Here is a 14,183-nt window from a genome sequence, read left to right as displayed (position 1 = left end):
CCGGTATGGGTGAGCGGTCGACGCGCTGGCCGAGCCGCGGGGGTCCTTGCCAGCACTCTATGCGGTCTCTTCGGGGTCCTGCGAGAACCGGTCCTGCGCGTCCGCGTCCTGCGTGCGGGCGAATCCCTGGTTCCGGCGGCGCACATGCCGGCTCAGATCACGCTGCGGGACCGCAGCCTCGTGATCCCAGGAGGTGGCACAGATGCAGATCTGCGGGGTGAACTCCTCGGCGATGCGTTCCAACGCCTCGTCACCGAGCGGGTTGATGCCGGGTCCCACCGCCAGCGAGTGCCCGACGAGCACATGCAGACACTTGACCCGATCAGGCATCCCGCCGGCGCTGATGCCTTCGATCTCCCAGACCGGGTCCAGTTCGGCGACGCCGCGCAGCCGTTCCCGCTCGGCGAGGTAGTTCTCGTGGGCTCCACGGTGGGCCGCGGCGAGGTCGGCGTCGGTGCTCAGCCGCTGGCTCATCTCGGCCATGAGTCCTGAGGCCTCGAGCCGGGAGACGGCGGCGGTCGCGGCCGGATGGGTCAGGTAGAAGGTGGTCGGGAATGGAATCCCGTTGCTCAGCCGTGGCGCCGTGGCTGCCACCAGGGGGTTTCCGCAGGTGCAGCGTGCGGGGATCTCGACGACGTCGCGCACTGGCCTGCGCAGCTGAAGGCTCAGGGTGTCCAGATCGCTGGGGTGCGGGGTAGTCGAGTTCACGGGAGCCGAGTTTACTCCACCGCCGCGGTCGGTCGGCCCAGTCCGCGGCGAGTCGACTCAGTCCTCTGCGGCGGAGCGGACCAGGGAGTCCCAGAGGGCCTCGGCCCAGGGGAGGTCGTGGCGGACCTCGGTGGAGTCCAGCTGCTCGACGTCATCGGCGCTCGCTCCGGGCTCACCCATGACCTGGTAGCGGCGCTCCCCCGGCATGACCAGGTTGATCCGCTCCCGGGCCTGCTGGCGGACGAAGTCCGGATCGTCCCAGCGCACCAGCTCCGATTGCAGCTGGGCCTGTTCCTGCTGCTCGGCGGCGATCTGAGACTCAAGCTCGTTGAGTTCCGAGCGCTGCTGGAAGAAGCTGTTCACGGTGGGGACCAGGAAGGAGATCACGACCAGGACCACGATGCTCAACAGGATCATCCGGCCTGGGAAGGTCCGCTCAGGGACCGTCGTGGCAGCGCTGACCGGGGTCTTCACCGACCCAGCGGAGGCTGAAGCCGAGGTGCGCGTCTTGCGGCGTGCTGTGATGTCCGCGGGGGTCCGGATCTCTCCGGAGACCTGCTCGCGTTCGGCCAGCCGACGGGCCTGGGCCGCGCGCGCCTTGACCTCCGCTGAGGAGGCACGTCTGCTCGGCACGATATGTCACCGCCTTGCGGGGAAGAGGGGAAGTAGGCGTGGCTTCTGAGGATATCTGCCGTGCGCCTCGCGGCTGGAATCTGACACGCGAGGAGACCGAGCATGGCGGAGTTCACCCGCCGACAGGGTGGGAAGGCCAGCAGGCCGGAAAAGCCGACGGGGCGCCATGGGAGCGGAACCTGTGTCCTAAGACCAGGACCCGCACCCATGACGCCCCGTATCACTCACCGGCGTCGAAGATCCTTGCGGCTATGCGGTGAAGCGCGGGAACACCGAGGCTCCGGCGTAGCGTGCGGCGTCGCCGAGCTCCTCTTCGATGCGCAGCAGCTGGTTGTACTTGGCCACGCGCTCGGAGCGAGCCGGGGCGCCGGTCTTGATCTGACCCGAGTTCGTGGCCACCGCGATGTCCGCGATGGTGGTGTCCTCAGTCTCCCCGGAGCGGTGGGAGATCATCGTGGTGTAGCGGCTGCGCTGAGCCAGCGAGACCGCGTCGAGGGTCTCGGTGAGCGAACCGATCTGGTTGACCTTCACCAGCAGCGAGTTCGCCGTGTCTGCGGCGATGCCCTTGGCCAGGCGGTCCGGATTGGTGACGAAGAGGTCGTCGCCGACCAGCTGGACCTTTGCCCCGATCTGATCGGTGAGGTTCTTCCAGCCGGCCCAGTCGTCCTCATCCAGCGGGTCCTCGATGGAGACCAGCGGGTAGGCCTCGACCAGCTCGGCGTAGTAGGTGCTCATCTGCTCCGGAGTCCGGGACTCGCCCTCGAAGGTGTAGACGCCGTCGGCGTAGAACTCGCTGGCCGCCACGTCCAGGGCCAGGGCGATGTCCTTGCCCGGGGTGTAGTTGGCGCGCTGGATCGCCTCGGTGATCAGGTCCAGAGCCGCACGGTTGGAGGTGAGGTTCGGGGCGAAGCCGCCCTCGTCGCCCAGCCCGGTGGCCAGGCCCTTCTCCTTCAGCAGCGCCTTCAGCGAGTGGTAGACCTCCACGCCGGCGCGCAGCGCCTCGGAGAAGGTGGCCGCGCCGATCGGGGCGATCATGAACTCCTGGATGTCGACGTTGGAGTCCGCGTGGGAGCCGCCGTTGAGGATGTTCATCATCGGCACGGGCAGCAGGTGCGCGTTGGGGCCGCCGAGGTACTTGTACAGCGGCAGGTCGGAGGCGTCTGCGGCGGCCTTGGCCACGGCCAGGGAGACGCCGAGGATCGCGTTGGCGCCGAGCGAGCTCTTGTTCTCGGTGCGTCGAGATCGAGCAGAATCTGGTCGATGATCCGCTGCTCGGTGGCGTCCTGTCCTTCCAGGGCGGCGGCGATGACGTCGTTCACGGCGCCCACAGCGCCGGTGACGCCCTTGCCGAGGTAACGGTCCTTGTCACCGTCGCGACGTTCAGCGGCTTCGAAGGCACCGGTGGAGGCGCCGGAGGGGACTGCGGCCTGGCCGAAGCTGCCGTCCTCGAGGAGGACATCGACCTCCACGGTCGGGTTGCCTCGTGAGTCGAGGATTTCGCGGCCGTACACGCTGACGATAAGAGACATATTCTGTCGGCTCCTTGTTGTTCATTCAGTGGGAAACTTTTCGGATGTGCCGAGCGCGCCCTTGCGCCGGTGCCTTGGGGATCGAGCTGTTGAGCTTCTCGCTCAGGCCATGCGGTTCAGGTGGCTGCGCAGCGCGCGCTCCGGGTCCTGGCCGTTCGCGCGTGCGGTCCGCACCACAGCAAACAGTAGTTCACCGAGCTCCGCCTCGTCAGCCGCCGCCAGCGTGGCCGATTCAGAATTGGGGAGATGTTCATCGGGCTCCCGGCCGAGCCGGTCGATGAGCTTCGCGGCCCTGGCCAGTGCCGGCAGGTGCGCCGGCAGCGAGCCGACGACGGCGGAGAGGCCGCCGTCGTCGACCGGTGCCGCTGGTGCTGCGCCCGCCGGCGCCGGATCCTCGAGAGCCTTCTCCTCGGCCTTGATCCGGGTCCAGGCGGCTTCGACCTGCTCGATGCTCGCGTGGGGGTCAACGTCCAGGCGGCCCTCCGCGGTGAAGACATGCGGCTGCGCCGGACCAGCTTCGCGGTGATGGCCTGGGCCACCCCGTCGAGGTCGAAGCTGCCGCGCTCCTGGGCCAGCTGAGCATGCAGCGCGATCTGGAACAGCAGGTCCCCCATCTCCTTGCGCAGGCCTTCGTCGAGGCTGCCGGCCTCGATCTCCTCGAGCACCTCGTAGGCCTCTTCCACGAGGTATTCGGTGAGATCCTCGTGGGTCAGCTGGGAGGTCCAGGGGCAGTGCTCGCGCAGCCGGGCGATGACCCAGCGCAACATCGCGATCTGGTCCTCCCCCGCGGGGCGGGGTTCGGACTGGTCGCTGGGCCGGGGCCCGGACTGGTCGCTGGGCTCAAGCTGGTCGCTGCGGGTGGGCCCGGACTGGTCGCTGGGCCTGGGGCTCACTGCCAGGCTTCGAGGATCATGCCGGCCAGTGCCTCGCGCTCCTCGTGACCGAGGAAGGAGGACTCCAGCGCGTTGATCTGGAAATCGGCGAGCTCACCCAGGCCGTAGTCGAAGGTGCTGGCGATCAGCGCGAGCTCTCCGGAGAGGGTCACCCCGGAGACCAGGCGGTTGTCCGTGTTGACCCCGACGTTGAAGCCCAGCTGGTAGAGCATGTCGAAGGGGTGATCGCTGAGCTCCGGCGACTCGCCCTGGGCGAAGCCGGCGATCGCGCCGGTCTGCAGGTTGGAGGTGGGGCTGACCTCGAGGTGGATCTGGCGGTCGCGGACCCAGCGGGCCACCGGGCCGAGCTCGACCTGGAAGACCTCTTCTCCGGCCTCGAGGTCATCCTCGGAGTCGGGCTGGGTCTCGATGACGCTGATGTCCTCGGCGACGCGGACGCCGTGGCCCAGGCGCTGCGCGCGGCCCGAGACCAGCGCGTCGCGCACGGACTCGATACCGTCGCCCTCGCCGGCGTGGACGGTGGTGGGAAGCATCTCGGTGGCGAGCCGGGTGAACGCATCGGCGAAGCGGCTGGGCGGGAATCCCGCCTCAGGCCCGGCGATGTCGAAGCCGACCACACCCTTGTCCCGGTGGCGCAGCGCGACCTCGACGATCTCATCGGCACGGTCGGACTGGCGCATCGCGGAGACCAGCTGGCCGACGACGATGACGCCGTCCTGCTCGGCGACGGTCTCCATGCCCTGGTTCAGCCCCTCCTGGACCGCCTCGACGGCCTCATCCAGGCTCAGGCCCTGCGTCTGGTGCTGCTCGGGAGCCCAGCGGACCTCGGAGTAGATGATGCCGTCCGCGGCCAGGTCTTCGACGTACTCCTTCGCGACCCGGCGCAGGTTCGGCGCGGTCTGCATCACGGCGGTGGTGTGCGCGAAGGCCTCCAGGTACTTCTCCAGCGAGCCGGAGTTCGCGTTCTGCCGAAAGCGCTCGGCGAGCTCCTCGGCGTCCTGGCTGGGGAGGTCGTGACCGATCTCGGCGGCCAGCTCGATCAACGTCGCTGGGCGCAGCGAGCCGTCCAGGTGATCGTGCAGGGAGACCTTGGGCAGGTTGCGCAGCTGCTCTTCGAGCTTGGCGGCGGCGGTGCGGAGGTCAGCGGCGGTAGAAGTCATGACGCCGAGTCTATCGAGGACACGGACGGAAGTCGCCCGGGTGGTTCTGCGCGGGCAGCTCAGCGGCGGGGATGCTCCTGGTCGGCGTCGCGGTCCTCGTCCTGACCTCCGCGGTAGCCCCCGTCACGGCCGGTGTCACGGCCTGTGTCACGGCCTCTGTCACGGTCCCCGTGTGGGCCCCCGTCGCGGTGCCGGTCATGATCCGCCCGGTCGCGGTGCAGCCGCAGCGGGGGTTCCACGGGCAGCGCCGCCGTGTCGAAGTACCCCTCGGGGTCCAGGTGGACGCCTTTGCGGTCCAGCCAGCGGGTCAGCAGCCGGAAGATCCGGTCGAAGATCCAGCCCAGCAGCACCGCCCCGGCGATCGAGACCGTCATCGCCACCAGCACCGAGTCGAAGATGTTCGCGCTGATCGCGCCGATCCCCACCGAGTAGGAGGCCCAGACCAGGGAGGCGATCGCATCGATCACCAGGAACCGGCGGAGCGAGAACCCGGTGGTGCCGGCGACGAAGTTGATCGCCACCCGGGCTCCGGGGATGAACCGTCCCACGAAGATCAACAGCACTCCGCGCTTGTCCAGCTCGTGACGTGCCCAGATCAGCGTGCGCTGGGGGGTGGGACGGCGCATCCATCCGAAGCGCATCGGGCCGATCGCGCGCCCGATCCGGTAGGCGATGAAGTCGCCGAGCAGGGCTCCGGAGGCGGCCACCAGGATCACCCAGAGCAGGAACGGGGTGCCGGGCTCATTGGCGAGCGAGCCCAGGCCGACCACCAGCGAGTCTGAGGGCACCACCGGGAAGAACCCGTCGACCACGCAGAGCACGAACAGGCCCACCAGCGTCCACCATCCGGAAGCGGCTTCCAGGATGGTCTGGTTGATGACGTCAAGGAGCTCCCCTGGGCGCATCCGCGTGGCCTCAGTCGGTCAGGTCTGCCGCGCTGATGCGGCCGAAGACCAGATCAGGCGTCTCGTGCGGGCCGGACTCGACGTCGACGTCCACGGCGCGCTCCAGCGACTGCTGCGCCCGAACGATCCGGTGCTCGTCATCGGTGAGCAGGGTGAACAGCGGCTGACCTTCGGTGATGCGGTCCCCGGGCTTGGCGTGCATCCGCACCCCGGCTCCAGCCTGCACGGAGTCCTGCTTCCGCGCCCGACCTGCGCCCAGCCGCCAGGCGGCGAGCCCCACGGCCATCGCATCCATCCGGGTCACGGTGCCGGAGACCCCGGCGTGGATCGTGTGACTGTGCACCGCCTGCGGCAGGGCCGCGTCGGGGTCACCGCTCTGCGCGGAGATCATCCGGCGCCAGGAGTCCATCGCGCGTCCGTTGCGCAGGTTCTCCGCCGGGTCCACCCCGGTGATGCCCACGGCGGTGAGCATCTCCTGCGCCAGCGCCACGGTGAGCTCGACGACGTCGCCGGGCCCGCCCCCGGCGAGCACCTCCACCGATTCTTCGATCTCGATGGCGTTGCCTGCGGTGAGCCCCAGCGGGGTGTCCATGTCGGTGAGCAGCGCGGAGGTCTTCACGCCGGCATCGGTGCCCAGGGCGACCATGGTGCGGGCCAGCTCCTCGGCGTCGGCGCGGGACTTCATGAACGCACCCGAGCCGGCCTTCACATCGAGCACCAGGGCGTCGGTGCCCTCGGCGATCTTCTTGGACATGATCGAGGAGGCGATCAGCGGGATCGCCTCCACCGTGCCGGTGACGTCGCGCAGCGCGTAGAGCTTCTTGTCCGCCGGGGCCAGCCCCGGGCCCGCGGCGCAGATCACGGCGTTGACCTCGTCGAGCTGGCGCAGCAGAGCCTCGTTGCTCAGATCCGCCTGCCAGCCGGCGATGGCTTCGAGCTTGTCCAGGGTTCCACCGGTGTGGCCGAGACCGCGGCCGGAGAGCTGCGGGACGGGCACGCCGAAGCTGGCGACCAGCGGGGCCAGCGGAAGCGTGATCTTGTCGCCGACTCCCCCGGTGGAGTGCTTATCGGCGGTGAGCCGACGCGCCCCCTCGGGTGTGCGCAGGGAGGAGAAGTCCATCCGCTCGCCAGAGGCGATCATCGCGGCGGTCCAGTGCCCGATCTCCTGACGGGTCATCCCGTTGAGCAGGATCGCCATGGCCAGCGCCGACATCTGCTCATCGCCGACGAACCCATCGGTGTACGCGGCGATGATCCATTGGATCTGGTCCTGGGAGAGCCGTCCGTGGTCCCGCTTGAGCCGGATCAGTTCCACGGCGTCGTGGGCCGAGCGGTCGTAGGTCATGCCGGCAGCGGTCATCGCATCTCCAAGTCGTTGGTCTCAAGATCGCGAGGACCGAAGGATTCCGGCAGCAGCGCGTCCAGGGTGGTGGTGCCCCGCGCCGTGCGCACGTGCATGGTGGGGGCGGAGAACTCCAGCAGCAGCTGCCGGCAGCGGCCGCAGGGCGTGATGTATTCGCCCTGCCGGTTGACGCAGGTGAACGCCACGATCTTGCCGCCGCCCGCCATCTGCAGGGCACCGATCATGGTGCACTCGGCGCAGAGGGTGAGCCCATAGGAGGCGTTCTCCACGTTGCAGCCGGAGATGATCGTTCCGTCCTCGAGCAGCGCCGCGGCGCCCACCGGATAGTCCGAGTAGGGCACGTAGGCCCGGGTCATCGCGATCCGGGCCTGAGTGGTGAGGCGCTCCCAGTCGGCGGCGTGGTCCGGCGCGGGGATCCGTGCGATGCGTCCGGTCAGAAAGTCATCGTCCTGAGTCATAGGGGACATCCTACGAGGCCACGCGGGGGCCCGAGTGCCAATCACTCAGGCGCAGGCGCGTCGAGCCCCGGCTGGTGTGCGCTAGGCCCGGCGGAGCTCGTTGATCGCGCTGAGCGCTGTGGTCACCATGATCTTGGTGCCGTAGCCGATGCACCGCTCATCGGGGACATAGTCCCCGCGGTGCAGGTCGAAGTCGATGCCGCCCGGGGTCTTGGTCCCCAGCCGGAACATGGCGCCGGGGAGCTCCTGGGTCATCCAGGCGAAGTCCTCCCCGCCCATGGACTGCGGGGCCAGCTCCAGGCCCTCGGCACCGAGCACCTCGCGGCCCGCACGCTCCAGCAGGGCGGTCTCGCGCTCGTTGTTGATCACCGGGGGCACGCCGCGGATGTGCTCCAGCTCCACGTCCACGCCCCATGGCGCCGCGACCTGCTCGACGGTCTCATCCAGGAGCGCCCCGGCGTCGCGCCAGGCCTCGGCGTCGAGGATTCGCATGGTCCCGACCAGTGTGCCGTGGGCAGGGATGGCGTTGTGCGCGCTTCCGGCCTCGATCTGACCCCAGACCAGCGAGACCGCGGAGCGCACGTCCACCCGGCGGGAGAGCACCGCCGGGACCGTGGAGGCGATGTGGGCCAGGGCGGAGACCATGTCCTCGGTCAGGTGTGGCCGGGAGGTGTGTCCGCCGCGTCCGGTGACATTGATCCGCACCACGTCGGCGGCGGAGGTGATGGCCCCGATGCGGGTCCCGATCAGTCCGACCTCGATGCGGGGGTCGCAGTGCAGCGCGAAGATCCGGGGCAGCGGTGCGAGCACGTTCTGGCGTACCATCTCCAGGGCGCCTCCGGGCATGGTCTCCTCGGCCGGTTGGAAGATCACCCGGACCTTGGCGCCCAGGCCCGCCGAGTCGCCGTCCTCGATCCGCTGCTGGTGCAGCCGCTGCAGGCTCAGCGCGACTCCGAGTGCGATCGCGGTGTGGATGTCGTGGCCGCAGGCGTGGGTGACGCCGGCGTGGGTCGAGGCGAAGGGCAGCTCGGTGAGCTCCTGGACCGGCAGCGCGTCGATGTCCCCGCGGAACCCGGCGGCGAACTCCCCGGCACCGATGTCCACGTAGAGCCCGGTGGTCTCGGGCATGAGCTCCGGCTCCAGCCCGGCCGCACGCAGGGCCGCGGCGAGCCGCTCGGTGGTGCGCTCTTCTTTCCAGGAAAGCTCTGGGTGGGCGTGCAGGTCCCGGCGCATCTCGATGAGCGTGGCTTCCAGGTCCTCGACCACCGCATCGGCCGAGGCATGCGCGGCCTTGAGCATCACGGCGTGGCGGTCCGGCTCAGAGGACATCGGATTCTCCCTGCGCCCGCAGCGCCTCGACGGCCTGCTTCACCGACTGCGCGTGATCGGTGGTGGTCACCAGCAGCGCATCCGGGGTGTCGACCACCACGATGTTCTCCACGCCGATCAGGGCGACCACCCGCTGGGTGTCCGAGACGACGACGCCGGAGGACTGGTCCGAGTACACCCGGGCCTTCTCCCCCAGCACGGTCATCGACTCCTGCTCACGCGCAGGGTTCAGCCGGGCGATCGCGGCGAAGTCTCCGACGTCGTCCCAGGTGAAGTTCCCGGGAATCACGGCGACGTCCCCGGCGGCCGCGGCGGGCTCGGCCACCGCGTAGTCAATGGCGATCTTGGGAAGCTCGGGCCAGACCCGCGCGGTGACCTCCGCCTGATCGGGAGTTCCCCAGGCGGCCGCGATCTCGGTGAGCCCCGCGTGCAGCACCGGTTCTGCACGGGCCAGGTGATCCAGAAGCAGCGCGACCGGGGCCACGAACATTCCAGCGTTCCAGAGATACTCCCCGGAGGCGACGTACTTCTCGGCGAGCTCCTGGCCCGGCTTCTCGACGAACTCTGCAACCTCCCGCGCATTCGGGGCGCCCTCGATCGATGCGCCATCGACCTGCAGCGGGGCGCCGCGGCGGATGTAGCCGAAGCCCATGGAGGGGTGGGTCGGCGCGATCCCGATGGTGACGATCTTGCCGGTCGCGGCCGTGGCCACGGCCTCGCGCACCGCCTGCTGGAAGATCTCCACCGGGGCGATGACCTGGTCCGCGGCGAAGGAGCCCATGATGATCTCGGGGTCACGTCGGTGCAGGATGGCTGCGGCCAGGCCGATGGCGGCCGCTGAATCCTTGGGCTCGGACTCCAGCACGAGGTCGCTCGCATCGAGCTCGGGGATCTGAACCCGCACAGCCTCGCGGTGGGACTCGCCGGTGACCACCATCACGCGTCGGCCGGTCAGCGGGGCGAGCCGCTCGTAGGTGCCGCGGATCAGGGTGGTGCCGGAGCCGGTGAGGTCGTGGAGGAATTTGGGGGCGCTGGCTCGGGAGAGCGGCCAGAGCCGCGTGCCCACCCCGCCGGCGGGGATCACGGTATAGAACTTGTCCAAGGCTGCCTGAGAAGTCACTTCACCAGGGTAGACCCATCCGCCACCGGGCTCGATCAGTCGCGCAGCGCGCGCGGCGCAGGGCCCGCCCAGCGGCGGAGGGTTCAGGCAGCGGCGCAGGCTCCGCAGGCCTCTCCCGGAGGGCAGCAGAGTCCGCTCCGGGGGACCGGCCGGGCCATTTCGGAATTGCGTCCCCACATTGCGACTTTTCTACACGCTGTAGAAGTCATTTGGTGCGGACTGTCATTTCGCCTCCGAGCCTGGATCAGGTCTCTGCTCAGCGGCGCAACAATGCCTCCCGGCAGGCACCACGAGCCGCATCGGCCCCCGCGGTGCTCTAGTCTGGTAACTGACAACAGACTCGCGCCGGCGTCACGGATTCCGCACCGCCGCAGCGAAGTAGAAACGTACGTAACTGTGCGGCGCGGAACGCCATGCAACGATGCAGGGAGGTAACAACAGGTGACGCAGACAAAAGGCACCCTTTATAAGGGCCGGGAAGGTATGTGGTCCTGGGTAGGACACCGAATCACGGGTGTCGGGATCTTCTTCTTCCTCCTGGTCCACGTACTCGACACATCTCTCGTGCGTGTCTCGCCAGAGGCCTATGACGCGGTGATCGGCGCGTATAAGAACCCGATCATGATCGTCGGTGAGATCGGCCTGGTCGGTGCGATCGTCTTCCACGCATTCAACGGACTGCGGATCATCCTGGTGGACTTCTGGTCCCAGGGCACCCGCTACCACCGTCAGATGCTGTGGACCGTGATGGGCCTCTGGGTCATCACCATGATCGGCTTCACCGTCCGCCACTTGATGCTGTTCCTTGACGGCTGGGGAGGGTTCTGAAAATGACCACCACGAAATCTGACGCCCTCCTGCCCGCCCAGGGCATCGAGGCCCCCCGCTCCGGGCGGATCGATCCCAAGTACCTGCGCAGCGGCTCCTCGAAGTCCGGCAGCTTCGAGATGGCGGCCTGGGTCTTCATGCGCGTCTCCGGCGCCGCCCTGGTGGTCCTGATCTTCGTTCACCTCACGGTGAACCTGCTGGTCGGCGAGGGCATCCACCAGATCGACTTCGGCTTCGTGGCCGGCAAGTGGGCGAACCCGGTCTGGCAGTTCTGGGACCTGGCGATGCTCTGGCTGGCGATGCTGCACGGCGGCAACGGCATGCGCACGATCATCAACGACTACGCGGAGAAGGACTCCACGCGGATGTGGCTGAAGTCCATCCTGTACCTCTCGGTGATCGTGATCATCGTGCTCGGCACCATGGTCATCTTCACCTTCGAGCCCTGCCTGCTCGACAGCTCCGGCCAGCTGCTCGAGTCCTCCCCCTCCTTCTGCCAGAACGTCTGATGCACCCCGGGGATGACCCGGTGCGCACATCTGCGCGTTCTCATGCTTCCGAACAAGAAAAGAGAGCCACAAGCTGATGCAGGTTCACAAGTACGACGTCGTCATCGTCGGCGCGGGCGGTGCGGGAATGCGCGCGGCCATCGAGTCCGGCCAGCGCGCGCACACCGCGGTGCTGACCAAGCTCTACCCCACCCGGTCCCACACCGGCGCGGCCCAGGGCGGCATGTGCGCCGCACTGGCCAACGTCGAAGAGGACAACTGGGAGTGGCACACCTTTGACACGGTCAAGGGCGGGGACTACCTGGTGGACCAGGACGCAGCCGAGGTCATGGCCAAGGAGGCCATCGACGCCGTGCTGGACCTGGAGAAGATGGGTCTGCCCTTCAACCGCACCCCCGAGGGCAAGATCGACCAGCGTCGCTTCGGCGGGCACACTCGCGATCACGGCAAGGCCGCCGTGCGCCGCGCCTGCTACGCCGCTGACCGCACCGGTCACATGATCCTGCAGACGCTGTATCAGAACTGCGTGAAGCACAACGTCGAGTTCTACAACGAGTACTACGTGCTGGATCTGCTCACCGTGGACGAAGAGGTGACCCGTGAAGACGGCACCACCTACATGCAGAAGAAGACCGCCGGCGTCGTCTCCTATGACCTGGCCAACGGCGAGATCCACGTCTTCCAGGCCAAGTCCGTGGTCTTCGCCACCGGCGGTCTGGGCAAGATCTTCAAGACCACCTCCAACGCACACACCCTGACCGCCGACGGCATGGCGCTGGCCTACCGGGCCGGCATCCCGCTGGAGGACATGGAGTTCGTGCAGTTCCACCCCACCGGTCTGGCGGGTCTGGGAATCCTGCTCTCCGAGGCCGCTCGCGGCGAGGGCGCGATCCTGCGCAACTCCGAGGGCGAACGCTTCATGGAGCGCTATGCCCCCACGATCAAGGACCTCGCCCCGCGTGACATCGTCGCCCGGTCGATGGCCAACGAGGTCCGTGAGGGCCGTGGCGCGGGTCCGAACAAGGACTATGTGCTGCTGGACCTGACCCACCTGGAGCCCGCGCACATCGATGCGAAGCTTCCCGATATCACCGAGTTCGCCCGCACCTACCTCGGCGTGGAGCCCTACACCGAGCCGGTGCCGGTGTTCCCGACCTGTCACTACGCCATGGGCGGGGTGCCGACCAACGTCAACGCCGAGGTCCTGCAGGACAACGACACCGTCGTTCCTGGTCTCTACGCCGCCGGAGAGGTCGCCTGCGTCTCGGTGCACGGCTCCAACCGCCTGGGCACCAACTCGCTGCTGGACATCAACGTGTTCGGCAAGCGCGCCGGCCTGGCAGCCGCCGAATATGCCGCCACCGCAGAGTTCGTCGATATCCCCGAGAACCCGACGGCCTTCACCGAGAACCAGCTCAATGCGATGCGCGCCTCCACCGGTGGTGAGCGCACGTCGACGCTGCGCACCGAGCTGCAGGAGACCATGGACGCGAACATGCAGGTGTTCCGCTCCGAGGAGACCATCAAGGAAGCCCTCGCGGTCATCGCTGATCTGCGCCTCCGCTATAAGAACGTGCAGATCCAGGACAAGGGCAAGCGCTTCAACCTCGATCTGCTCGAGGCAGTGGAGCTCGGCTTCCTGCTCGACATGGCCGAGGTCATGACCGTGGCAGCCCTGCACCGCAAGGAGTCCCGCGGCGGACACTACCGCGAGGACTTCCCGGAGCGTGACGATGAGAACTTCATGCTCCACTCGATGATGTACCTGGACCCCGAGTCCTCGACCGACGGCACCAACGGCATCCGCGCCGACACCAAACCGGTCGTCTTCACCCGTTACGAGCCGATGGAGCGTAAGTACTGATGAGCACTCCCACCAAAGAAGCCGCAGAGCCCGCCTCCAAGATCGACATGAAGGAGAGCGGGGGCGGAGGCGAGATCCCCAGCTTCGACGTGACCCTCCAGGTGCGCCGCTACGACCCGGAGTTCTCCGACGAGGCGCGCTGGGATGAATGGACCGTCACCATGTACGGCACCGACCGTGTGCTCGACGCGCTGCACAAGGTCAAGTGGGAGATCGACGGCTCACTCACGTTCCGGCGCTCCTGCGCCCACGGCGTCTGCGGCTCGGATGCCATGCGCATCAACGGTCGCAACCGCCTGGCCTGCAAGGTGCTGCTCAAAGACCTGGACACCTCCAAGCCGGTCCTGGTCGAGCCGATCAAGGGTCTGCCTGTGGAGAAGGACCTGATCGTGGACATGGAGCCGTTCTTCCAGTCCTATCGCGAGATCATGCCCTTCATGGTGAACAACTCCCCGGCACCGACCGGTGAGCGGATCCAGTCCCCCGAGGAGCGTGAGCGCTTCGACGACACCACCAAGTGCATCCTCTGCGCCGCCTGCACCTCCTCCTGCCCGGTCTTCTGGACCGATGGGCAGTACTTCGGTCCCGCAGCGATCGTCAATGCGCACCGGTTCATCTTCGACTCCCGCGACGACGCCGGCGATATGCGCCTGGAGGTCCTCAACGACAAAGAGGGCGTGTGGCGCTGCCGCACCACCTTCAACTGCACCGACGCCTGCCCGCGCGGCATCGAGGTCACCAAGGCCATCCAAGAGGTCAAGCGTGCGGTGCTGACCCGCAGCATGTAGTCCCGCGGGTCACGAGGTGGGGCGGCGGGCGCGATCGATGCGCCCGCCGCCCCACCTCTTTTTGCATCCCACTCCTGGAAGCGGTTAGGTGAGGTC

The 14,183-nt window shown here is 68.0% G+C and carries 13 protein-coding genes and 1 pseudogene; 4 read left to right on the top strand and 10 right to left on the bottom strand.

Going from position 1 to position 14,183, the window contains the following annotated elements; genetic code table 11:
* Positions 1 to 57 precede the first annotated feature (57 nt).
* The 10 genes and pseudogenes from BG28_RS11370 to BG28_RS11320 form a co-directional block, all read right to left on the bottom strand.
* On the bottom strand, positions 58 to 708 hold the full coding sequence (locus BG28_RS11370; RefSeq protein WP_036476807.1) for a DUF501 domain-containing protein: 651 nt from the start codon (positions 706 to 708) through the stop codon (positions 58 to 60).
* Between the two features lie 57 nt (positions 709 to 765).
* On the bottom strand, positions 766 to 1,341 hold the full coding sequence (locus tag BG28_RS11365) for a septum formation initiator family protein (protein WP_051501356.1): 576 nt from the start codon (positions 1,339 to 1,341) through the stop codon (positions 766 to 768).
* 249 nt (positions 1,342 to 1,590) lie between these two features.
* Positions 1,591 to 2,870, bottom strand: a pseudogene (gene eno / locus BG28_RS11360) (phosphopyruvate hydratase).
* Positions 2,871 to 2,986: 116 nt separating this feature from the next.
* Positions 2,987 to 3,637, bottom strand: coding sequence for a MazG nucleotide pyrophosphohydrolase domain-containing protein (locus BG28_RS15050; protein WP_369797233.1), 651 nt, complete (start codon positions 3,635 to 3,637; stop codon positions 2,987 to 2,989).
* Positions 3,638 to 3,759: 122 nt separating this feature from the next.
* Positions 3,760 to 4,923, bottom strand: coding sequence for an adenosine deaminase (locus BG28_RS11345; protein ID WP_036476799.1), 1,164 nt, complete (start codon positions 4,921 to 4,923; stop codon positions 3,760 to 3,762).
* A gap of 59 nt (positions 4,924 to 4,982) precedes the next feature.
* Positions 4,983 to 5,828 carry a DedA family protein gene (locus BG28_RS11340; RefSeq protein WP_051501355.1) on the bottom strand — a complete coding sequence of 282 codons (846 nt, stop codon included), beginning with the start codon at positions 5,826 to 5,828 and terminating at the stop codon, positions 4,983 to 4,985.
* A 10-nt stretch (positions 5,829 to 5,838) separates the two neighbouring features.
* On the bottom strand, positions 5,839 to 7,188 hold the full coding sequence (locus tag BG28_RS11335) for a thymidine phosphorylase (protein ID WP_235181084.1): 1,350 nt from the start codon (positions 7,186 to 7,188) through the stop codon (positions 5,839 to 5,841).
* Positions 7,185 to 7,649: a cytidine deaminase gene (locus tag BG28_RS11330; protein ID WP_084479675.1), complete on the bottom strand. Its 465-nt coding sequence runs from the start codon at positions 7,647 to 7,649 to the stop codon at positions 7,185 to 7,187. The genes BG28_RS11335 and BG28_RS11330 overlap by 4 nt, the downstream gene beginning before the upstream one ends.
* A gap of 81 nt (positions 7,650 to 7,730) precedes the next feature.
* A complete protein-coding gene (locus BG28_RS11325; protein ID WP_051501373.1) occupies positions 7,731 to 8,948 on the bottom strand; it encodes an amidohydrolase in 1,218 nt (405 codons plus the stop codon).
* Between the two features lie 19 nt (positions 8,949 to 8,967).
* A complete protein-coding gene (locus tag BG28_RS11320) occupies positions 8,968 to 10,098 on the bottom strand; it encodes a mannose-1-phosphate guanylyltransferase (RefSeq protein WP_036476796.1) in 1,131 nt (376 codons plus the stop codon).
* 441 nt (positions 10,099 to 10,539) lie between these two features.
* On the opposite strand from BG28_RS11320, the gene sdhC reads away from it, so the two are divergent.
* The 4 genes from sdhC to BG28_RS11300 all read left to right on the top strand — a co-directional run bounded on the left by sdhC (position 10,540) and on the right by BG28_RS11300 (position 14,087).
* Entirely contained in the window at positions 10,540 to 10,926 is a 387-nt protein-coding gene (gene sdhC, locus BG28_RS11315) for a succinate dehydrogenase, cytochrome b556 subunit (protein WP_084479674.1), read from the top strand.
* Between the two features lie 2 nt (positions 10,927 to 10,928).
* Positions 10,929 to 11,435 (top strand): succinate dehydrogenase hydrophobic membrane anchor subunit, encoded by a 507-nt coding sequence (locus BG28_RS11310; protein WP_051501354.1) that lies wholly within the window; start codon positions 10,929 to 10,931, stop codon positions 11,433 to 11,435.
* Between the two features lie 76 nt (positions 11,436 to 11,511).
* Positions 11,512 to 13,299, top strand: a complete 1,788-nt coding sequence (gene sdhA, locus BG28_RS11305) for a succinate dehydrogenase flavoprotein subunit (RefSeq protein ID WP_036476791.1) — start codon at positions 11,512 to 11,514, stop codon at positions 13,297 to 13,299.
* Positions 13,299 to 14,087 carry a succinate dehydrogenase iron-sulfur subunit gene (locus tag BG28_RS11300; protein ID WP_036476789.1) on the top strand — a complete coding sequence of 263 codons (789 nt, stop codon included), beginning with the start codon at positions 13,299 to 13,301 and terminating at the stop codon, positions 14,085 to 14,087. Before sdhA ends, BG28_RS11300 begins: the two co-directional genes overlap by 1 nt.
* The last annotated feature ends 96 nt before the right edge of the window (positions 14,088 to 14,183 follow it).

This window comes from Nesterenkonia sp. AN1 (genome assembly GCF_000582475.1).
GTDB lineage: Bacteria > Actinomycetota > Actinomycetes > Actinomycetales > Micrococcaceae > Nesterenkonia > Nesterenkonia aurantiaca.
This window is presented reverse-complemented; position numbering and strand designations above follow the sequence as displayed.

Coding starts and splice junctions, on each gene's coding strand:
- BG28_RS11335 (WP_235181084.1), bottom strand. CDS start 7,188: ATGACCGCTGCCGGCATGACCTACGACCGCTCGGCCCACGACGCCGTG.
- sdhA (WP_036476791.1), top strand. CDS start 11,512: ATGCAGGTTCACAAGTACGACGTCGTCATCGTCGGCGCGGGCGGTGCG.
- BG28_RS15050 (WP_369797233.1), bottom strand. CDS start 3,637: ATGTTGCGCTGGGTCATCGCCCGGCTGCGCGAGCACTGCCCCTGGACC.
- BG28_RS11325 (WP_051501373.1), bottom strand. CDS start 8,948: ATGCTCAAGGCCGCGCATGCCTCGGCCGATGCGGTGGTCGAGGACCTG.
- BG28_RS11345 (WP_036476799.1), bottom strand. CDS start 4,923: ATGACTTCTACCGCCGCTGACCTCCGCACCGCCGCCGCCAAGCTCGAA.
- BG28_RS11310 (WP_051501354.1), top strand. CDS start 10,929: ATGACCACCACGAAATCTGACGCCCTCCTGCCCGCCCAGGGCATCGAG.
- BG28_RS11340 (WP_051501355.1), bottom strand. CDS start 5,828: ATGCGCCCAGGGGAGCTCCTTGACGTCATCAACCAGACCATCCTGGAA.
- BG28_RS11330 (WP_084479675.1), bottom strand. CDS start 7,649: ATGACTCAGGACGATGACTTTCTGACCGGACGCATCGCACGGATCCCC.
- BG28_RS11300 (WP_036476789.1), top strand. CDS start 13,299: ATGAGCACTCCCACCAAAGAAGCCGCAGAGCCCGCCTCCAAGATCGAC.